The organism is Niallia circulans, from assembly GCF_003726095.1.
Taxonomy (GTDB): domain Bacteria; phylum Bacillota; class Bacilli; order Bacillales; family Cytobacillaceae; genus Niallia; species Niallia circulans_A.
On the sequence record NZ_CP026031.1, the window covers coordinates 2514721 to 2534950 of the forward strand.

General features: G+C 34.6%; 20 protein-coding genes, 1 pseudogene and 1 riboswitch. Of the genes and pseudogenes, 8 read left to right on the forward strand and 13 right to left on the reverse strand.

What is annotated here, in order from left to right:
• Positions 1-60: 60 nt before the first annotated feature.
• The 3 genes from gsiB (at position 61) to C2I06_RS12265 (ending at position 2197) form a co-directional block, all read left to right on the forward strand.
• Entirely contained in the window at positions 61-432 is a 372-nt protein-coding gene (gsiB, locus tag C2I06_RS12255; RefSeq protein WP_123258113.1) for a glucose starvation-inducible protein GsiB, read from the forward strand.
• Positions 433-965: 533 nt separating this feature from the next.
• Positions 966-1880, forward strand: a complete 915-nt coding sequence (locus C2I06_RS12260; RefSeq protein WP_338134291.1) for an HD domain-containing phosphohydrolase — start codon at positions 966-968, stop codon at positions 1878-1880.
• Positions 1877-2197 (forward strand): 8-amino-7-oxononanoate synthase, encoded by a 321-nt coding sequence (locus tag C2I06_RS12265; RefSeq protein WP_095330606.1) that lies wholly within the window; start codon positions 1877-1879, stop codon positions 2195-2197. The genes C2I06_RS12260 and C2I06_RS12265 overlap by 4 nt, the downstream gene beginning before the upstream one ends.
• 540 nt (positions 2198-2737) lie before the next feature.
• On the opposite strand, the gene ade is transcribed toward C2I06_RS12265, so the two are convergent.
• Positions 2738-4474: an adenine deaminase gene (ade, locus tag C2I06_RS12270; protein WP_123258115.1), complete on the reverse strand. Its 1737-nt coding sequence runs from the start codon at positions 4472-4474 to the stop codon at positions 2738-2740.
• A 380-nt stretch (positions 4475-4854) separates the two neighbouring features.
• On the opposite strand from ade, the gene C2I06_RS12275 reads away from it, so the two are divergent.
• Both C2I06_RS12275 and C2I06_RS12280 read left to right on the forward strand, forming a co-directional pair.
• Positions 4855-5421: a chromate efflux transporter ChrB gene (locus C2I06_RS12275; RefSeq protein WP_095330602.1), complete on the forward strand. Its 567-nt coding sequence runs from the start codon at positions 4855-4857 to the stop codon at positions 5419-5421.
• A gap of 1 nt (position 5422) precedes the next feature.
• Positions 5423-5962: a chromate efflux transporter ChrA gene (locus C2I06_RS12280; RefSeq protein ID WP_095330600.1), complete on the forward strand. Its 540-nt coding sequence runs from the start codon at positions 5423-5425 to the stop codon at positions 5960-5962.
• Between the two features lie 132 nt (positions 5963-6094).
• On the opposite strand, the gene C2I06_RS12285 is transcribed toward C2I06_RS12280, so the two are convergent.
• The 3 genes and pseudogenes from C2I06_RS12285 to C2I06_RS12295 form a co-directional block, all read right to left on the reverse strand.
• Complete coding sequence (locus C2I06_RS12285; protein WP_095330598.1) at positions 6095-6661, reverse strand: 5' nucleotidase, NT5C type; 567 nt, start codon at positions 6659-6661, stop codon at positions 6095-6097.
• A gap of 19 nt (positions 6662-6680) precedes the next feature.
• A complete protein-coding gene (gene ribD / locus C2I06_RS12290; protein WP_095330596.1) occupies positions 6681-7781 on the reverse strand; it encodes a bifunctional diaminohydroxyphosphoribosylaminopyrimidine deaminase/5-amino-6-(5-phosphoribosylamino)uracil reductase RibD in 1101 nt (366 codons plus the stop codon).
• 12 nt (positions 7782-7793) lie between these two features.
• Positions 7794-8530: pseudogene (locus tag C2I06_RS12295) on the reverse strand (GTP cyclohydrolase II).
• A gap of 562 nt (positions 8531-9092) precedes the next feature.
• Between C2I06_RS12295 and C2I06_RS12300 the strand changes: the two are divergent.
• Together C2I06_RS12300 and C2I06_RS12305 are read left to right on the forward strand one after the other, a co-directional pair.
• A complete protein-coding gene (locus C2I06_RS12300) occupies positions 9093-9968 on the forward strand; it encodes a TetR/AcrR family transcriptional regulator (protein ID WP_164463682.1) in 876 nt (291 codons plus the stop codon).
• A 90-nt stretch (positions 9969-10058) separates the two neighbouring features.
• On the forward strand, positions 10059-11048 hold the full coding sequence (locus C2I06_RS12305) for a potassium channel family protein (RefSeq protein ID WP_095330590.1): 990 nt from the start codon (positions 10059-10061) through the stop codon (positions 11046-11048).
• 168 nt (positions 11049-11216) lie between these two features.
• Here C2I06_RS12305 and C2I06_RS12310 read toward each other — a convergent pair whose 3' ends face one another.
• The 4 genes from C2I06_RS12310 to C2I06_RS12325 form a co-directional block, all read right to left on the reverse strand.
• Entirely contained in the window at positions 11217-11549 is a 333-nt protein-coding gene (locus C2I06_RS12310) for a four-helix bundle copper-binding protein (RefSeq protein WP_123258117.1), read from the reverse strand.
• A gap of 224 nt (positions 11550-11773) precedes the next feature.
• Entirely contained in the window at positions 11774-12229 is a 456-nt protein-coding gene (gene tnpA / locus C2I06_RS12315; RefSeq protein ID WP_095330205.1) for an IS200/IS605 family transposase, read from the reverse strand.
• 190 nt (positions 12230-12419) lie between these two features.
• Entirely contained in the window at positions 12420-13766 is a 1347-nt protein-coding gene (locus C2I06_RS12320; protein WP_095330586.1) for a glucose-6-phosphate isomerase, read from the reverse strand.
• Positions 13767-13960: 194 nt separating this feature from the next.
• Positions 13961-15124, reverse strand: a complete 1164-nt coding sequence (locus C2I06_RS12325; RefSeq protein WP_095330584.1) for an iron-containing alcohol dehydrogenase — start codon at positions 15122-15124, stop codon at positions 13961-13963.
• 222 nt (positions 15125-15346) lie between these two features.
• Here C2I06_RS12325 and C2I06_RS12330 point away from each other — a divergent pair, with 222 nt between their 5' ends.
• Positions 15347-15580, forward strand: coding sequence for a DUF378 domain-containing protein (locus C2I06_RS12330; RefSeq protein WP_095330582.1), 234 nt, complete (start codon positions 15347-15349; stop codon positions 15578-15580).
• Positions 15581-15673: 93 nt separating this feature from the next.
• On the opposite strand, the gene C2I06_RS12335 is transcribed toward C2I06_RS12330, so the two are convergent.
• From C2I06_RS12335 to C2I06_RS12355, 5 genes are all read right to left on the reverse strand, one after another.
• Positions 15674-16897 (reverse strand): ornithine--oxo-acid transaminase, encoded by a 1224-nt coding sequence (locus tag C2I06_RS12335; protein ID WP_095330580.1) that lies wholly within the window; start codon positions 16895-16897, stop codon positions 15674-15676.
• A gap of 216 nt (positions 16898-17113) precedes the next feature.
• On the reverse strand, positions 17114-17518 hold the full coding sequence (gene yugI / locus C2I06_RS12340) for a S1 domain-containing post-transcriptional regulator GSP13 (RefSeq protein WP_095330578.1): 405 nt from the start codon (positions 17516-17518) through the stop codon (positions 17114-17116).
• Between the two features lie 212 nt (positions 17519-17730).
• Positions 17731-18903, reverse strand: a complete 1173-nt coding sequence (locus tag C2I06_RS12345; RefSeq protein WP_123258118.1) for an aminotransferase — start codon at positions 18901-18903, stop codon at positions 17731-17733.
• Positions 18903-19403, reverse strand: a complete 501-nt coding sequence (locus tag C2I06_RS12350) for an Lrp/AsnC family transcriptional regulator (RefSeq protein ID WP_123258119.1) — start codon at positions 19401-19403, stop codon at positions 18903-18905. Before C2I06_RS12350 ends, C2I06_RS12345 begins: the two co-directional genes overlap by 1 nt.
• A gap of 145 nt (positions 19404-19548) precedes the next feature.
• Complete coding sequence (locus tag C2I06_RS12355) at positions 19549-19809, reverse strand: DUF1871 family protein (protein ID WP_095330572.1); 261 nt, start codon at positions 19807-19809, stop codon at positions 19549-19551.
• Between the two features lie 171 nt (positions 19810-19980).
• Positions 19981-20087: riboswitch (SAM riboswitch) on the forward strand.
• Positions 20088-20230: the final 143 nt, after the last annotated feature.

Consider the following 20230-nt stretch of genomic DNA (forward strand, 5'->3'; position numbering starts at 1 on the left):
CAAATTCGGCTATATAACCAATGTAACGTTAATTAAAAATCTTTAATAGGAGTGATAGAAATGGCAGACAACAAAATGAGCAGAGAAGAAGCAGGTAGAAAAGGCGGAGAAGCTACTTCTAAAAATCACGACAAGGATTTTTATCAAGAAATCGGACAAAAAGGTGGACAAGCTACTTCTGAAAACCACGACAAAGAATTCTACCAAGAAATCGGTAAAAAAGGTGGAGAAACCACTTCTGAAAACCATGACAAGGAATTCTACCAAGAAATTGGTAAAAAGGGTGGAGAAACCACTTCTGAAAACCATGACAAGGAATTCTACCAAGAAATTGGTAAAAAGGGTGGAGAAGCTACTTCTGAAAACCACGACAAAGAATTCTACCAAGAAATTGGTCGAAAAGGTGGAAATTCACGTAACGACAATAATTAATGGATACAGTAATATCCACTCACCCATAGTAGGATATGGGTAACAATCAAATAGAAATTCCACCAAAACAAGTTAATTAACTAAAGTAATGAAGGATAAAAACTGAGCAACAACCATTTAAGGGGCTGACCTGTACAAGATCAAATCTTTGTATTAGGTCAGTCCTTTTACATTATTATATTATATCATATTTTATTCAGAAAAGTTATTCAAAAGATTTGATTTTGATATTTGTTAGCACTTAATAAATATCAAAAAACGCTTTTCCCATCCTTTTCTTTTCCATATTATATCTTTGTTCAGGAAATTTGTAATTTAATGCTATTATTCCCATAAAACATTTGATAAAATATTTTTGTTAAGTTTTACAAAATTCGTTGATCACTCCCTTTAACACGATAAATATAATATAATCTAATATACCTATTAAAATAACATTATTTATGATTTAAAATAACTATAATTGAGATTTTTATAGATTATATTAATCTATTTTATTGTAAATAGAGAGAGGGAGTAAAATCGTGGGCATCATGAATGCAGGTGAGTTTATAGAAACCGTTTATTTTAAAGGTCTCCAAATTTCGTTAATGGCCGCTGGAGATGGGACCGAAGTAATCTATCATAGATTACAACCCGGTTCTAGTTGGGCGCTTGGACCGGAAGAAAATTGGGTTGGTCTTGAATTTATATATATACTCTCTGGAAAATTACTTTATCATACAGATGAAAGAACAATTGAATTAAATACTGGACAATCTTTCTCTGAGAGTCCCATAAAGAAATTTACCAATTTTCATTCTCAGGAAGAAACTGAGTTTATATATGTAACAAGTCAGCCAGTTTTTCATAATTATAGCAAACTTTCAAAAGATTTAATGGAATTAGCCATTTCCATTGAGGAGAAAGATGGCTATACCGTTGATCACTGTGAAAGAATAAAACATTATTCCATGTTGGTGGGGAAAGCACTTGAATTGTCCACTAAACAAATTACACTTTTAAATCTCGCTTCGTTTTTTCATGATGTTGGCAAGGTTAGAGTCCCTTTAGAAATCCTTCAAAAACCTAGTAAGTTAACTAGTGAAGAATGGGAAATTATGAAAAAACATACCACATTTGGCAGACAGCTGTTAGAAGAAACGAACATCCCTCTATTAAATGAGATTGCCTTAATTGTTGAACAGCATCATGAAAGATATGATGGAAAAGGTTATCCAAAAGGTCTGAAAAAAGATGAGATTACCATCGAATCTGCAATTATATCGGTTGTTGATTCCTTTGATGCAATGACTACAGACAGAGTATATAAAAAAGGTAAATCTGCCGAAGAAGCTTTTCAAGAAATTTTAAATAACCGGGGTACTATGTATCACCCCAAAGTGGTCGATACTTTTATAGCACTAAAAGAAGAAATAATTAAATATGAAAAGGGAGAGAGCTTATGAAAAAATTAGTATGGAGTTTATTAGCTGTAGTATTAATTGTATCCTTTCAAGTAAAGCCTGCTCAAGCTGCTTACTTACCTGAGTATGACAAATACATCGAAGTCTCTTATGATCAAGCAAGACAAATTGCAGATGCACTCGGACTTAAAAATGTACCACTAGGTGAACAGACTGCCCAGATTTCTTTTGATGTTCAAGAAAAAGTTATCGCGAAAATCGAAAAAATCCTTGGTAAAGAAATTGACCGTTACTATATTTGGTTAACAGTTAACGGCGAAAAAGTGCTAGGAATTGACCCTCCAATCCCACAAGCTTAATACAAAAAAGCATCGAAAGCATAATTGGTTTTCGATGCTTTTTTATTCATTTCTTATCCTTATATCCTAATAGCCTTTACCTAGACTTCCATATTTACGTAAAATTAATAAGTAACTTTAGCCATCCCAAAAATGAAACCCATAATGGGATACTAATAATGACTCCCCATTTAAGTCCATTAAAAAAGTTTGTTTGTTCTTCCATCGTTATCCACTCCTTATTAGTAAGTAGATCTATACATTTATTATATCAGAAAACGCTTTCATTATTACTGCTTTTCTTATAAGTTCCTTGCTTATATTATTAATTTGTATACCTTTATAAAATTATTCTCTTTTTTTAGCAATTTTAAACATGCAATTTATTATTACTCATGGAAAGTATCGTAATTTTTACCCCGAGTTAAATTTAAGTATGAAAAAAACCCGAAATCTCTTTCGGGTAAAATATATTTTAAGAGGGGAAACTCTTAACCTGTTTATAGAATACCGAATAATTATGAACAAATAATGAACAAAAGATTAAAAAATAAAAAACTATTATAGATTAAGAGATACATCTTTATAGGAAAATGATTGAAAGTCAAATAATCCTTTATCCGTTAATTTCAAGGCAGGAATTACAGTTAATGATAAAAAGGATAAGGTCAAGAATGGATTAAAAGTATCATACCCTTGCAGAATTTGGACCTTATGATTTAATATTTTTAGTTGTTCGTACACGGTTAAATAATCTTGATCAGAAATCAATCCAGCTATTGGTAAGGGAAGTGCCGCAACTACTTTACCTTCTGATACTACAACTATACCTCCCTTTATTTCTTGTAACTCATGAATAGCAGAAAGTAAATCCTGATCATTTGTGCCAACTGCAACAATATTATGAGAATCGTGAGAAATGGTCGTGGCAATTGCACCTCTTTTAAAGCCAAACCCTTTCACAATCGCTTTTCCAATATTCCCTGTTTGATGATGTCTCTCTACTACTACAAGTTTTAGTTGATCCTTTTCCAATGATGGCTGAAAATAGCCATCTACCATTTGTACCTTTTCGATTACTTCCTTCGTTACAATACTATTAGGAATAATTTCAATTATATGGCAGCTTTCAGAAGTTAATGGCAGCTTTAAGTCAGCTGATGACAATTTTGCACAATTTATCGTCGGTAAATTCGTATCCAAATAGGATGACTTAAAGTGTTGAACTTCTCTTCTTAATTTTCCCTTTTCCACCACACATTGACCGTTTCTATATACACTATGAATGGAAAATTCCTCAAGATTATCTAAAAGTAGAAGATCTGCGCGGTAACCTGGAGAAACTGCCCCAATTGAATCTAACTGAAAACATTCGGCAGCGTTAATGGTGGCCATTTGAATAGCAATAATCGGATCTAATCCTTCTTCTATCGCTAATCGTACGCTATAATTCACACTCCCCTCTTCTACTAAATCATCTACCAATTTATCATCTGTTACAAACAAACATCTTCGTGAATTTCTAAGGGTTATCGCAGGTAATAAAGCCTTTAAATCTTTCGCAACCGTTCCCTCTCTTATCATTAGGTACATCCCTAAATCTAGCCGATCTTTTGCTTCTTGCAGTGTCGTTGCTTCATGATCATTTCTAATTTCAGCTGCGCTATATACATTTAATTTCTCTCGCTCAATTCCAGCAGCATGACCATCCATTAAACGATTATGTTTTTTTGTCAGAATAAATTTATCTATCATATCTGACTGCGTTTCATATACAGAGGGAAAGTCCATTATTTCTGCTAATCCAAGTACTCTATCATGTGAATAAAATGGTGCTAAATCCTTTGCATATAACGTCGCTCCATTTGAGTCCTCTGGAACTGCAGGAACACAAGATGGTAACATGACGCGAATATCTATTGGAAGATCTTCCGAGGCATCCAACATATATTGAATCCCAGCTGCCCCTGCCACATTTGCAATTTCATGTGGATCTGTTATAACAGTCGTTACACCATGCAATAATAATATTTTGGTAAATTCCTGCGGTGTAAGCATACTACTTTCTATATGTACGTGGCCATCAATGAGGCCCGGAACGATATATTTACCTTCGGCATCAATTATTTGTTTTCCTTGATAGCTCCCAATTCCTGCTATTCTGTCATCTGCAATTGCTACATCCCCGTCCATTAGTTCACCTGTAAAAACATTAACAATTTTACCATTCGTAATTACTATATCAGCTGGCTCTTTTTTGGCAGCAATTCTAATTCTTTTTTCCAATTTAGCTCTCAAGTCTGAATCCCCCTCATTTTTATTCTGAATATTCAAATTTTTATCATTAATACATTACCTCTTAAAAAGAGATGAAACTATTTTATATTTTCTTAAAAACTCTTTCACAAACTTACTTTAAAAGAACTTTAATTCCTGAAGTAAATCAAAGAATAACCAAAATAGAAAGGGTATAATGAAGAATTATTTACGAAAGCTAGATGATAATAACTTAAATATATTTTTATTATTTTAATATATGTTGGTTTAAGTTTCAATGAGTAAGAGTAATAAAACATATACATGCTTTCTATATTCCTTAAACAAAATATAAAATTAGTGGTAAGATAATTACGTGTCGTTACTATCGTTAGAGTTGTTAAGAAAGGAGATATATCTTTATGTATAAAGATTTAATTCTAGGCATGCTTCGGGCTGGCATTTTCGGCTTTGGTGGTGGTCCTTCTGTTATTCCTCTGTTTCGTCACGAAGCAGTAACAAAATATAAGTGGATGGCTAATGATGAATTTGGGGATGCTTTAGCAATTGCGAATACACTTCCTGGACCTATTGCCACAAAATTAGCTGCCTATATAGGTTATCATCAAAAAGGGATAATCGGAGCAATTGTAAGCGTAATTGCCCATATACTACCGACTTGTTTAGCAATGGTATTCTTATTTTCCTTTATATCTATCCTCAGTCATTCACCAATAATAACAAGTATGATTGGAGCAGTCGTTCCAGTTATTGCCGTTATGCTTGGCTTAATGGCATATGAGTTTGGAGAAAAAGCGGTCAAAGGCTTAGGAATCTATGCTGGAATTGGATTAACACTTGTCTGTCTTCTTTTACTACAAGTATTTGCCATACATCCAGGTATTGTTGTACTTATTTTTCTTATCTATGGAGCATTTCATTTTAAATTAAAAGATAAACTTCTACATAAAAAAGAAAGAGGCATATAAGATGATTTTTGTAAGTATTTTCCTCAGTTTTCTTGTGGCAAATTTATTAGGTTATGGCGGTGGTCCAGCTTCCATTCCTTTAATGTATGAGGAGATAGTTAATCGATATAATTGGTTATCCAACATTGAATTTTCCAATATGCTCGCTTTTGCTAATGCTCTGCCGGGACCAATTGCTACCAAAATAGCTGCATATGTAGGCTTTGGAGTTGGAGGATGGGCTGGGTTTATTGTTGCTTTATTGGCCACTATTCTCCCTTCGGCAGTTGCTCTTATTTTCTTATTAAAATTAATGAAAAAACATCAAAATTCGAAGATTGTCAAAGGCATGACGCTTCTTGTACAGCCTGTAATAACAGCATTAATGCTAGTTTTAACCTATGAAATGTTTCAAGATTCCTATCATTCCATCGGTATCATTCAATCTGTTTGCATTGCTGTCATTGCCTTTTTATTACTGCAGAAGTGGAAGGTGCATCCTGCCCTAGTTATAATAATAGCCTTTCTATACGGAGGATTTATTGCTCCTCACATAAGCTAAAGGGTAGGGCATTTACCAAAATTACCAAAAGCAAAAAACTCTTTAAAAGAACCATATGATAGAATACATGAGCTATGAAAGTAAATTAATATACGAAATAGCCTGAAATGAGGCACTCAGGCTATTTCTTTCCTATTTACTTTCATACAAAGCTCGTAACTGTTTCCAGTCCTTTATTCTATTCAACTCTAAATGTTGATTATAGGGATGATCCTTCACATAAAGCCGTGTGGGAGACCCTTGAAGAGTTTCTAGAACAGCGGGTTTGTCATCAAAATAGTAGTTTAATTGAAGCTCCTGAATGATACAAACTTTCTCATGATCTTCCATCCCACAAAAAAAATGACTATCAATTACCGGAAATCCTACTTTCTTCATCCAATCTTTCGTCTTTTCGGCAAATTGTTTTTTCCGTGCTGTAATATAATAAACGTCATGACCATTACTAACAAGTTCATTTAGCACTTCAATGGAATCTGGAAAAGGAGGACAATTTGTAAAATAAATTTCTTCCCTTAGAGTGTTCCAAAGCTGCTTTCCTTCAGTAGCATTTAATCCAAATGGTTCGTGAATTTCAACCGTTTTTAATGCATGGAAGTTTTCTAATGCAATATTTTTCTGTAACTTATGATTATAAAGTTCAAAAGCATGTTGTCTTAAATTGATAAGTGTATCGTCTATATCAAAACCAAACTTCATTATTTCCTCCACAGAAATACTAATTAATTATATCGGGATAAGCTGTTATTTTCATATCCTTACCCACCCATTCCGTCTTTTCAAATCTTAAGGGAACTGCTTCATCTACTGTATCAATATCTTCTCCTTTAAATGGTGTATAGGAATTGGCACCGCCTACTATTTTAGGAGCAATATATACTAAATACTTCTGAATAAGCCGTTGACGCATAAAGCTTGCATTTACTTCACTTCCGCCTTCCAGAAGAATATCTGTAATTCCACGTTTATATATTTCCTTTAAAACTATCTCCAAGTCTAATTTTCCCTGAATAGAAGGAACTGTGAATAATTCTACACCCTTTTCTTTTAAAGCAGCTGCTTTCTCTGATTGAAGGGTAGCACTTGTAGCAATGATTGTTTTTGCTTCCCTACAATCAGTAATATTAGCCTCTAGAGGTGTTCTTAAATTGGCATCCAAAATAATCCGAATTGGATTCTTTGCTGGTCCCTCTAATCGAGTTGTCAATTTAGGATTATCAGCGAGCACAGTACCAACACCAACTAAGATTGCATCTACTTCATTTCTTAAAAAGTGCACTTCTTTTCTTGCTTCTTCTCCTGTAATCCATTGACTATGTCCTGTATGGGTAGCAATTTTGCCGTCTAATGTCATTGCTACCTTAGATATAACAAAAGGTTTTTCATGTATCATATTATGAATAAAACGTTCGTTTAATTGCTGGGCTTCTTTTTTTAGAACACCAACTTCAACATCAATTCCTGCTTCCCTCAAGATGTTAATACCTCGTCCTGCAACTTGCGGATTGGGATCTTCTGTCGCTACTACCACTCTTTTGACTCCAGAGTCTTTCACTAAAAGTGCACAAGGTGGTGTTTTCCCATAGTGTGAGCATGGCTCTAGCGTCACATAAAGAGTTGCATCTTTTGCGTGGTCTCCAGCCATTTTAAAAGCATGGACCTCAGCGTGTGGCTCTCCTGCTTTGCGATGGAGACCAGTTCCGACAATTACGCCGTCCTTTACAATGACAGCTCCGACAACTGGATTGGGATTTGTCTTACCAAGTGCAGATGCTGCAAGGTCTAATGCGAGTCTCATGTAATCTTGATCATGTTTCATACCTTATTCTCCTTAAATGGTCACTGTATTTTTCAAGGGAATATGACCAGATTTATTCACTTTCGTGTTTAAATAATTCTCATTATAGGATGAGACATCCCCCATAAGGGAATATTTTCTTCTGCTGTAAGACCAAGTTTTTTTAGTGCATCAAGCTTCTTTGGATTGTTAGTTATTAATTTAACTGGTTTTTGTCGTAGTGCTTGAAGAACTTTAATCGGTGCTTCATAACTTCTTAAATCATCTGGGAAATCTAATGCGAGATTTGCCTCCACAGTATCTAGACCATTTTCTTGTAAAAGGTAAGCAAGGGATTTAGTAAATAGCCCAATACCTCTTCCTTCATGATTAGCTAAATAAAAGAGAGCTCCATTTCCATTCTCTACAATCATACGCATCGATTCTTTTAATTGATATCCGCAATCACAACGTTTACTACCAAAAATGTCGCCAGTATGACATATACTATGCATACGTATTAATGCATTTTCTGCATTTTTAAAGTCACCGTATACTAAAACAGAGGATTGTTGATAATCCGCTAAATGTAAATTCGGTAAAGAGCGAAGCACTTCCTCTTTCGTTTCATCCTTCTTTATCGGTAACCATGTGTACCATTGGAATGTCACAACTTGATCGTCCAATTGAACTGGCAATTTTACTGGTCCGACTAAACTTAAATTCTGTTCTTCATTAAATGCGATTATTTCCATCTTATTTTGAAGAAGATCGATAACATTTTGATCCATTACAAAATCTCCTTTATCTTCTGTTATATTCTTACTTATATTTCTTATCGGTATAAAATTTTAGATTATAAAACGATAGACAAACCTCTAGATATTAGAAATAGCTGTTTATTTATGATCTATTTATTTAATCTCTTCGAATCTAATTGCTTTCCGTGGGGCTCACGGTAATCCCACAGGAGTCTCCCCCTTTTCACTTCAAGCAACGCATAAAAATGTACCTTTCCTTTTTAAATATCTTTTTGACAATAAACTGATACTTACGATACGTAAGTAAGTTTATTATCATAAGATACGCTCGTCAAGAAATCAGCTCGATTTAATTAACATAAACCAATTGGATTACTCAACTTTCAACCTTCATCTTTTTATGATTATAATCATATAGCAAATCCCTTTTTCGCACAATTCGCAACTACTCCCTTCAGTCAAGAAGAAGCAAAGCTCTATACATTGATTTTTCCCTTCATTTACTATATAATTTGACTGATTAGTCATATATATTAGAAAAAGATGACCAATAAGTCAAGGTGTACTCCCTATACGTCCAGGAGGAAATTACGTGAAAGAAAAAGAAAAAATAATTATAGATTCTGCCATAAAATTTTTTGCTCAAAAGGGATTTTCTTCTACCTCAGTGCAAGAAATTGCCAGTGATTGCGGTATATCAAAAGGAGCCTTTTATTTATACTTTAAATCGAAAGACTCTCTTCTTTATACAATTATGCAATATTACTACGATGAATTGATTACCGCTATGGAAGAAATAAGTCAAAAGCGAATCCCTGCTCGAGAAAAATACATGGATCAGCTTACCTTTATGTTTAATCATGCTTTAAAACACAAAGAATTTATTATTATGCAATCAAAAGAACAAGCTATTCCCTTAAATAATTCTATCAAAGATCTGTTAGTAAAAATGCAGTCAGAGCTTCAAAGTTATAATCTCAAAGGACTCCATTCTATTTACGGGGAAGAGAAAAAGCAATTCCTTTTAGATTTGCTTATGATCCAAGATGGTCTTATTCATTCTTTTTTAAAACTTGTGATTTTAGAGCCTATAAATGTCTCAACAAGGGATATTTCCATCTACTTATTAAAAAGATTAGATTCCATCATAACGGATATGGACAAAAATAATGAGAATCCACTCTTTTCTACTTCTTTTCTAAAATATATCATTAAAAAGCCTAAAATTAACTTTATGGAACATGGTCATCAAGATATACTAGATGCTATCGCCTCTATCCAACGTAAGAGTGAGCATGTAGCGAATAAACAAGAGATAGAAATAACACTAGAAGTATTAATGACAGAGATTCATGCTGATGAACCAAGATTACCCATAATTAAAGGCATGCTCTCTAACTTGAACGACTATAAAAACTTTGAAGAAGAACAAAAAACAATTGCTTCATTTTATCATATCCAACTTTAAAAATATCCTGTTAAAAAACTTTCATTGATTATGAAAGTTTTTTTATTGGTCAATAATGCAAAGGATAACAACTAATAGGAGGTGTTTACTTTGCCTAATTCTATCCTTTCAAGATTTTTAAGATTACCATTAAGTATTCGTGTTTTATCGATTTCCCTAACTATTATTATCCTATTCGGTTGCTTTATCACATTAGTTGAACCAGAAACATTTCCCACTTTATTTGAAGGAATTTGGTGGGCTATTATTACTACCTCTACCGTTGGATACGGGGATTATGCACCTATTACCGTTATTGGGAGAATAACCGGCATGCTATTAATCTTAACAGGAGTAGGATTTCTCTCTACCTATTTAGTAACATTGGCAACAGCAGCAGTAGCTAAACAAAACGCATATTTGGAAGGGAAAACCACTTATAGAGGACAAAACCACTTGATAATTGTCGGCTGGAATGAACGGTCCAAACTAATCATTCATTCCATCATTAAAGATCGCGAAAAGATTCCGATCACTTTAATCGATGAGTCCTTAGCAACAAATCCAGTTCCAGAAACTATTCATTTCGTAAAAGGAAATTCTAATTTAGATCATGTCCTGTTGAAAGCGAATATCATGACTGCTAGTAAGGTCATCTTAACAGCTGATCAAACCAAAGAAGAATTACAAGCAGATATGCACTCTATTTTGACTTTACTTGCTATTAAAGGACTAAACGCAAAAGTACCGTGCATCGTTGAAATACTTACTGCTGAACAAATACAAAATGCTAAAAGAGCTGGTGCCGATGAGATAATTGAAACAAACAGCCTTACGAGCTTTGTTATGCACAACAGCTTAAATTCACAAGATACGATGATTGCATTTTTAGAACTTTTGCATCAATTGAAGGATAAAAAGCTTCAGTTTATTCCTTTGAAAAATATTCAGGAAGAATTAGTTGATTATCTGACTTTAAACAATTTTTTATTAGCAGAGGGTAAATTACTATTAGGAGTCAAACGTGGGGGCACTAGTTATCTAAATCCAAAGCCTTCATTTGAGTTTGAAGAAAAGGATGAGTTAATAATTATTACTTAGAAACCTAGTTAGCTGATGAGTACAGAAAGTAGTCATGAAAGCGGAGAAGAAAAATTCTTCTTTTAAAATTATGGTTTTTCGAGGCAGTCGCTCGCATAAGTTTATTTCGAGCTGCCCCCTCGAAAAACCAATTTTCCCTCTCTTCAAACAAGCCTTTATAACAACCTACTATGATTCTAAAAATGTTTTACATGCTTCTATACATTCTTTACAAATTTCTGCACAATAATGACAATGACGATGGTCGTGTTTCTTACATTCATTTGCGCAATCCTCACAAACAGAAAGGCAAATTTCTGCAAATTCCTTTGCATATGGAGATTTTCTAATGATTGCCTGCTCTAAGTAACTACAAAATTGAATACATTCCCTATTCATATGAATACAATCAAGCATTGGTGCTACCCGCTCTTCCGCTAAGCATTCATTTAAGCAATGATTACAAACAATCATGCATTCCTGTAATGATTTAATCAATAATTGTTCTTTTTCAACAAGCATTCCTATTTCCTCCTTCTATTACCCCTTTCTCTTTATTTAACCTCTCTCAAAACCTTTAAACATCTTGGATTAAAAATGAATAGAGTTGTATATTTTCCTAAAATTCAAAGAAAAAGTAAGTATCCGCCGGTAGAACCGGCGGTTTTAATTTCGCCCTATAAGGGCACTTTACCAACGAAGCCCCTAAAGGGACCTCTAAATTGACCGCCAACCGTTTACTCTCCCTACTTATCTTTAAATGGATCGACGTATTCTCGTTTGCTCATATTATCTCGCAAACGGTCCTCTGCTTCTTGCTCTCGTATATACTTTGCAATTGTTTTTTCGTTTAATCCAACCGTACTTACGTAATATCCTTTCGCCCAAAACGTTCGATTTCCATGATTATATTTTAAATTTGCATGTCTATCATGGATCATCAATGAACTTTTACCTTTTAAATATCCCATGAAATACGAAACAGACATTTTCGGTGGTATTTTTACCAGCATGTGTATATGATCTGGCATGGCATGTGCTTCCATTATTTCTACATCTTTCATTTCACATAGTTTTCTCAATATAGCACCTATATCTTTTCTTAATTTCCCATATACTACTTTCCTTCTGTATTTGGGAATAAATACGATATGATACTTACAATTCCATCTTGTATGTGATAAACTATTGTCGCTCGACATGAGCAGAACTCCTCTCGTTATTTGAAGTTGGTTTGACGGCCATCTTCTATTATAACGATTGGAGTTTTTTTCTAATACGACTCTACAAGTTTTATTTTCACACAGGCAGAGCCTGTGGTTTAAAAAGAGTAAATAAAAAAGCTGTCGAATACTCAAATACGAGTATATCGACAGCTCAATCTATTCTAACTTATAAACGACTTTCTAACTCTGCTTTTTTCTCTTCAAAGCCAGGTTTACCTAGTAAAGCAAACATATTTACTTTATATGCTTCAACCCCTGGTTGATCAAATGGATTTACGCCTAATAAATATCCACTTATCGCACAAGCTTTTTCGAAGAAATACACAAGATATCCAAATGTATATTCATTCATTTCTGGTATTGTTACAACTAGATTTGGCACACCGCCATCTGTATGTGCAAGTAACGTACCTTCAAATGCTTTATTATTAACAAAATCAACAGTTTGTCCAGCTAAGTAATTTAGTCCGTCTAAGTCATTTTCTTCTGCTTCGATAACTAATTCATGACGCGGTTTGTCAACTTTAACAATTGTTTCAAAAATATCGCGACGGCCTTCCTGCACATATTGTCCTAAGGAGTGAAGGTCGGTTGAGAAGTTAGCTGAAGAAGGATAAATACCTTTTTGGTCTTTCCCTTCACTTTCGCCAAACAATTGCTTCCACCACTCAGAGAAGTATTGCAATCCTGGCTCGTAGTTAATTAACATTTCAATTGTTTTTCCTTTGTTATAAAGAACGTTACGAACTGCAGCATATTGATAGGCAATGTTATTTTTTAATTCAGATGTACCGAAATCTGTTCTAGCTGCTGCTGCCCCTTCCATCATTGCTGTAATATCAGCGCCGCTGACAGCGATTGGTAATAAACCAACTGGTGTTAAAACAGAATAGCGTCCACCAACATCATCTGGGATAATAAATGATTCATAGCCCTCTTCTGTAGCTAGAGTTTTTAAAGCTCCTCTTGCTTTATCAGTAGTAGCATAAATTCTCTTTCTCGCTTCTTCTACTCCGTACTTTTGTTCCAGTAATTTACGGAAAATACGGAAAGCAATCGCCGGCTCTGTAGTTGTTCCAGACTTAGAAATAACATTAATAGAGAAATCTTTATCTCCAAGGAAGTCAATTACATCACTCATATAAGTGGAACTAATATCTTTTCCAATAAAGATAATTTGTGGTGTTTGTCTCTTTTCTTTTGATAAAGAATTATAGAAGCTATGATTTAACATTTCAATTGCAGCACGTGCTCCTAGGTAAGAACCACCAATACCGATTACAAGTAAAACCTCTGAGTCGCTTTTAATTTTTTCTGCTGCTTTTTGAATTCGCGCAAATTCTTCTTTATCATAATCTACAGGTAGATCAATCCATCCTAAAAAATCACTTCCTTGTCCAGTTTTTTCATGCAAGGAATGATGGGCAACTTTAACTGCATCTTCTAAATATGTAATTTCGTGCTCTCCAAAGAAACTTAATGCCTTTGAGTAATCAAAACGAACGTGTGTCATAAATGATCCTCCAATATATTTAATTTATACTCCTCTTCCACTTTATCGGAAGTAGAAAAAGTAATCAAGAAAGAACTCGGTATGAAAACGGATACAAACTATTTTTTTTAAATTTATTCACCAATTATTCCATTTCTTCTCTATTGCAGAAAGACGAACAAACATACGAACTGTTTGCTCGTCTTTCTGCATTTTTATAATGATGCTTTATAAATTGCTAAAACATCCTCTGCATCTAACATTTTAAATTGGCCAAATCCACCATTCGTCATTGCTTTTTCAACCATTAACTCCAGTTTACTATCATCAATGTCGTAATCAGCTAAACGAGAAGGTGCACCTAGCTCATTCCAGAATGCACGTAATTTCTCAATTCCTTCTAGACCAGCTTCTTCCGCTGTTTTTCCTTCTGGATCTACTCCAAATACGCGAACAGCTAATTGCTTAAAGCGTTCTGGTTTTACAGCTAAATTATGCTTCATCCAATTAGGGAAAAGAATAGCAAGTCCTCCACCATGGGGAATATCATATACTGCAGAAACTGCATGTTCAATGTTGTGGGTAGCCCAATCACCACGATATCCCATATTGAGCATACCATTAAGAGCCATCGTTCCACAATATAATATCGCAGCACGATATTCATAATTTTCTAAGTCATTTACAAGTTTAGGACCAAACTCTATGACCGTTTTCAATACAGATTCACACATATAATCTTGTAATTCTGTGTGTTCTTCTAAATGGAAATAATGTTCAAACACATGTGACATCATATCCACGATTCCATATATTGTTTGATCTTTAGGAACTGTATATGTATTTTCGGGATCTAAAATAGAAAATACCGGAAATGTAAATGGACTACCCCAGCCAACTTTCTCTTGTGTTTCCCAATTAGTAATAACAGAGCCAGAGTTCATTTCAGAACCAGTTGCCGCAAGTGTTAAAACTGTTCCAAACGGTAACGCTGCTTTAGGCGCTGCTTTTTTCGTGATGAATTCCCAAGGGTTCCCATCAAATTTAGCTCCTGCGGCAATGGCCTTGGTACAGTCAATAACACTTCCTCCACCAACTGCTAAAATGAAATCAATTCCTTCTGTCTTGCATATATCAACTCCACGTTGTACAGTAGTTAATCGAGGATTTGGCTCTACACCAGATAGTTCAAATACTTCTTTTCCATTTTCCTTTAAGATGGTCATTACATTATCATATAGACCGTTTCTTTTAATACTTCCTCCTCCGTACACTAAGAGGATTTTTTTGCCATAGGAAGCTAGTTGATCTTTTAATTGTGCCAATTGCCCTTTACCAAAAATAAGTTTTGTCGGGTTATAAAAAATAAAGTTTTCCAAATGAATGCCTCCCATTCTGTTTTTACATTAGTAAAAAAAATACTAATTGTACGATTATTATTAATCAAACTTACAAGAAAATCAAAGGATTGAGCTTAGTGCTGGCAAATAGTATATGTTTTCTCCATCATTCATTATTCGTTTATTTTTCTAAATGTATACTTTCGTGAATTCTACTAAAAATAAGAAAGATTTCCACTATATTTTTAAGGAGGACATAAAATGAGCGTAATCCAAAGAATTGCATTAATATTAACGATTATAGGAGCAATAAATTGGGGATTAATAGGCTTCTTTCAATTTGATTTAGTGGCAACACTATTTGGCGGCCAAGGATCCGTTATTTCTCGTATTATTTACGGTTTAGTCGGAATTGCAGGTTTAATAAACCTTGGTTTATTATTTAAACCCTTTTCCGCTGCTGAAAGGGAGTCTATGCCAAAGACAGCTAGATAGATAAAAATGGATAAACAAAAATAAAGCCGAACAATTCCACTTGCTGATTGTTTGGCTTTTTTGTAAGGAATGATTTTTTTTAGAGTTATTTATTTAGTTTAGCCCTGGGCTATCCTCATTTAATACTTGCTTTATACGCTCTATCGCCCAATCTAACTCTTCCTTCGTAATCGTTAATGGTGGAGCAAAGCGAATGACAGAATCATGGGTTTCTTTGCATAACAATCCTACTTCTTTTAATTTTTCACAATAAGCTCTAGCCTCAACCTTTAATTCAACCCCTATAAACAATCCTCTTCCCCGTATTTCTTTTATAATTGGATTTGTTATTTCCGATAACTTTTGAAGAAAGTATTCGCCTAATTGCGCCGAACGATTGGTCAAATCCTCTTCTATGATTACATCTATAGCTGCAATTGATACAGCGCACGCCATTGGATTTCCTCCAAAGGTTGATCCATGAGAGCCTGGATTAAAAACACCTAATACATCTTTATCTGCCACAACACCTGAAATAGGAAAGACTCCTCCTCCAAGCGCTTTTCCTAAAATATACATATCTGGCACAATACCGTACCACTCACTCGCAAATAATTTACCTGTTCTTGACAGTCCTGTTTGAATTTCATCGGCAATAAACAAAACATTATTAGCCTTACATAGTTGATAGGCTTCTTCCATAAAACCTTGAGGTGGAATGATAATACCAGCCTCCCCCTGAATTGGTTCTACAATAAATGCCGCTGTATTTACTGTAATTGCTTCTTGTAATTGATCAATATCTCCATAGGGAATCGTTTTAACCCCCGGTAACAATGGTCCAAATCCGCGTTTATATTCTTCATCAGAGGAAAGAGAAACGGCTCCCAATGTTCTTCCATGAAAATTCCCCTCACACACAATGAGTTCTGCTTTGTCCTTTTCTATTCCTTTACGGTCATATCCCCATCTTCTTGCTGCTTTGATAGCAGTTTCTACGGCTTCAGCACCTGTATTCATCGGGAGGATCATCTCTTTTTTGGTTAGAGAGCTAATCTTTTCATACCAGGGACCTAATTGATCATGATGAAAAGCTCGAGAAGTCAAGGTTACACGATCCGCTTGTCTCTTCAATGCTTGAATTATTTTAGGATGGCGATGACCTTGGTTTAATGCTGAATAAGCACTTAGCATATCCATATATTTATTTCCTTCAGGATCAGTAATCCAGACACCTTCTGCTTCTGAAATGACAATTGGCAGTGGATTATAGTTTTTTGCTCCATATTTCTCCGACTGCTCCATTAGTGAGATAGATTTATTAACTTCATGTACCATTCAATCATCCTTTCCAATTTAATGTATAATGTAAGTAAATATCTATACTATTCACTTTAGCTGATTTTTCTACGGATGGATAGAATCTTATTTGTATTTTCTAAAAATTCATTCTTGGCATAATAAACCCTAACTTAGCCACATTAGTTCTCCCTATGAAAACGCAAAAAAGGCTGCCCTATGTGTAATTCACATCGGACAGCCCTTTATAAGAAATTATTTTTTAATTAAATCGTCGCGGTTAGATTGATCAATCCACTCTTGTAATTTATCTTTTAACGTATTAAATCCTTGTACGTTTTCTGTTTCAACTACAGCAGCTGTTTGACGTTTAGGACGAGGTTTTTTTGCTTTAGCAGCTTCTGGTTGTGCTGGTGCTTCTTCTGTTGCACGGATAGAAAGACCAATTTTACCAGCATTTTCGTCAATGGAAAGAACTTTAACGTTCACTTCATCGCCAACTTTTAAAAACTCATTAATATCTTTTACATAACCATGGGTTACTTCTGAAATATGAACTAAACCTTGTGTATTTTCGTCTAAAGAAACAAACGCACCGTAAGGTTGAATACCTGTTACCTTTCCTTTAATAACACTTCCAACTTCAATTTTATCTGACATGAGAACACTCCTAATTGTTTATATTAATTTTCCTTTTATATGCATTATAAGATTATATCACAATATCGCCATATTTACAAAAGGATTTATTTCACTGTTATAATTCCCGTTAATCTTTTGCTTAAACTATGACTTTTACGAACCTGCTTAAATAAGAAAGAGGCATTTGAAAGGATGGGATTCCCATCTATTCGAAACACCTCTTTTAGCCTCTATTTAGAATATTTTTCGACAAAACACTTCATTCGTTTCATAGCTTCTTGTAATTGTTGCAATGATGTAGCATAGGAACAACGAACGTGTCCTTCGCCACTTTCACCAAATACACTTCCTGGAACAACTGCTACTTTTTCTTCCATCAGCAGTCTTTCTGCGAATGTCTCAGCATTCATTTTTGTTGCTGTTATATTAGGAAACGCATAAAAAGCTCCACCAGGAATATGACAAGTTAACCCCATATCATTTAAAGATTGAACGATAAAATTCCTTCTGCGCCGGTAGCTTTTCTTCATTTCTTCCACATCGTTTTCACCACTTCTCAATGCTTCTAGTCCCGCATATTGAGCCATCGTTGGTGCACACATTAAACTATATTGATGAATCTTGAGCATTGCTTGAATTAATTCCTCTGGTCCACAAACAAACCCTAGTCTCCAGCCAGTCATGGCAAATCCTTTTGAAAAACCAGAAAGGAGAATAGTACGTTTCCACGCTCCCTCTATTGCTGCTGTACTTGTATATTCATCATCATAGCAAAGCTCTGCGTATATTTCATCGGAAAGAATAAGCAAGTCATGCTTTTCTGCTACTGCCACAATTGCTGCAAGCTCTTCTTGAGAAAGTGTGGATCCCGTAGGATTATTCGGCGAACAAATCATAATGGCTTTTGTTCGTTCCGTAATTACTTCTTCTAATTGAAAAGGCTTGATTTTAAAATCATTCTCCTTTAAGCTTTGAACCGCAATTGGAACCCCTCCTGCAAGCGTTACTAACGGTGCATAAGAAACGAAGCATGGTTCAACAACAATAACCTCTTCTCCTTGGTTCAGAATGGCTCGTAAAGCGATATCGATTGCCTGACTAGCTCCAACAGTTACAATGATTTCTGAAGATGGCTTATAGGATACCGCAAATCTTTTTTGCATATAATGACTAATTTCCTCTCGAAGCTCGATTAAGCCTGGATTCGCCGTATAAGAGGTATACCCTTGCTCTAGTGATAAAATCGCTGCCTCTCTTGTTGACCAAGAGGTAACAAAATCTGGCTCTCCTACCCCAAGGGAAATAACTCCTTCCATACCGGATGCTAAATCAAAAAATCTGCGTATTCCAGATGGTTTCATTTCCTCAACCTTTTGTGCAATATAACTTTTTGTTTGTTTCATTACGGTGACACCACAATTCTTTTGTCTTCATCCGATGGTTCAAATATTGTTCCATCATGCTTATATTGTTTTAAAATAAAATGAGTCGTTGTTGAGATAACTGAATCCAATGTAGAAAGTTTTTCCGAAACAAATCTCGCTACTTCATTCATCGATTTGCCTTCAATAATAACTGATAAATCATATGCTCCGGACATTAAATATAATGATTTAACTTCTTTAAAGCGATAAATTCTTTGAGCAACCTCGTCAAAGCCTACCCCTCTTTTAGGTGTTACTTTAACGTCAATCATTGCAGTTACGCCTTCATGACCTTCCACTTTTGACCAATCTACTATAGATGTATAACGTACCACTACATTTACTTCTTCTAATTTGGCAATCATTTCTTTTGTCTTTTCTAAATCTTCCCCAATCATCTTAGCTATATCTTCATCAGAAATCCTTGCATCTTTTTCTAGAATTTCTGCAATTTCAATTTCTTTATTTGTTAATTTCATGTCCATCCTCCTGCTCGCCTTTTAAATATTCTCATTATATCAAATTATCACTAAATTTAATGTACTAATTTCATTTTTCAACAGCAAATTTGTATGCAATTTATTTGCTGTATTTTCTATATAAAGAAAAAATTTATTTGACTCTCTAAAAAGAGCAAGAACTGTTTCGTTTTAGCGATAAAAGTTTACGCGAGATTGCCATGCAATCCTCTAAAGGGAGTTTTTCTTCAAAAGAAAATTCAAAGATAGCTTGGATAGAAGCTGCCAGATCATCTTCCAAATCAACATCATGCATCGCTTGAAGAATATCCGCAATTTCAGTATCGTAATTGCCCTCTCCTATTGAAAATGGGTCCCATTCATTTAATAAACGCACACATTCAAAATTAATTTCCTGACTATTCATCCGTTGTCACCTTTCGTTCCATTTGTTCAAAAACCATTCTATCATATTTCCTTCTGAAGAAGATAACAGAAATAAAGAGCACCCCCTCCATTCTCACCATTTAAAAAGGTAAATTTTTATTGACAATTCAGTATTTTAGCTTTATTATTCATTTAGTGAAAATTCCATAATTACTTATCAAGAGAGATTGAGGGAACAGGCCCGATGACATCCAGCAACCTCCTTTCCTAAAGGAAGGTGCTAACTCCTGCAGAATGACTTATTCTGAAAGATAAGATCGGTATAATTAATACGATACTTCTTTCAAAATGAAAGAAGTTTTTTTTATTTCCCAGACTTAACGAAAGGAATTTTCGCCAATCTTAACTGATAAAGGTTTTAAAATAATGTTACAAAATATTGCGTTTTTAGCAAAGGGGGA

What these genes read in the sequence shown, in the direction of transcription:
- tnpA (WP_095330205.1), bottom strand. Translation starts at nt 12,229, where the DNA reads ATGTCGAGCGACAATAGTTTATCACATACAAGATGGAATTGTAAGTAT.
- C2I06_RS12265 (WP_095330606.1), top strand. Translation starts at nt 1,877, where the DNA reads ATGAAAAAATTAGTATGGAGTTTATTAGCTGTAGTATTAATTGTATCC.
- C2I06_RS12275 (WP_095330602.1), top strand. Translation starts at nt 4,855, where the DNA reads ATGTATAAAGATTTAATTCTAGGCATGCTTCGGGCTGGCATTTTCGGC.
- C2I06_RS12285 (WP_095330598.1), bottom strand. Translation starts at nt 6,661, where the DNA reads ATGAAGTTTGGTTTTGATATAGACGATACACTTATCAATTTAAGACAA.
- C2I06_RS12310 (WP_123258117.1), bottom strand. Translation starts at nt 11,549, where the DNA reads ATGCTTGTTGAAAAAGAACAATTATTGATTAAATCATTACAGGAATGC.
- C2I06_RS12280 (WP_095330600.1), top strand. Translation starts at nt 5,423, where the DNA reads ATGATTTTTGTAAGTATTTTCCTCAGTTTTCTTGTGGCAAATTTATTA.
- C2I06_RS12335 (WP_095330580.1), bottom strand. Translation starts at nt 16,897, where the DNA reads ATGGTACATGAAGTTAATAAATCTATCTCACTAATGGAGCAGTCGGAG.
- C2I06_RS12260 (WP_338134291.1), top strand. Translation starts at nt 966, where the DNA reads ATGAATGCAGGTGAGTTTATAGAAACCGTTTATTTTAAAGGTCTCCAA.
- ribD (WP_095330596.1), bottom strand. Translation starts at nt 7,781, where the DNA reads ATGAAACATGATCAAGATTACATGAGACTCGCATTAGACCTTGCAGCA.
- gsiB (WP_123258113.1), top strand. Translation starts at nt 61, where the DNA reads ATGGCAGACAACAAAATGAGCAGAGAAGAAGCAGGTAGAAAAGGCGGA.
- C2I06_RS12345 (WP_123258118.1), bottom strand. Translation starts at nt 18,903, where the DNA reads ATGAAACAAACAAAAAGTTATATTGCACAAAAGGTTGAGGAAATGAAA.
- C2I06_RS12350 (WP_123258119.1), bottom strand. Translation starts at nt 19,403, where the DNA reads ATGAAATTAACAAATAAAGAAATTGAAATTGCAGAAATTCTAGAAAAA.
- C2I06_RS12330 (WP_095330582.1), top strand. Translation starts at nt 15,347, where the DNA reads ATGAGCGTAATCCAAAGAATTGCATTAATATTAACGATTATAGGAGCA.
- C2I06_RS12320 (WP_095330586.1), bottom strand. Translation starts at nt 13,766, where the DNA reads ATGACACACGTTCGTTTTGATTACTCAAAGGCATTAAGTTTCTTTGGA.
- C2I06_RS12355 (WP_095330572.1), bottom strand. Translation starts at nt 19,809, where the DNA reads ATGAATAGTCAGGAAATTAATTTTGAATGTGTGCGTTTATTAAATGAA.
- yugI (WP_095330578.1), bottom strand. Translation starts at nt 17,518, where the DNA reads ATGTCAGATAAAATTGAAGTTGGAAGTGTTATTAAAGGAAAGGTAACA.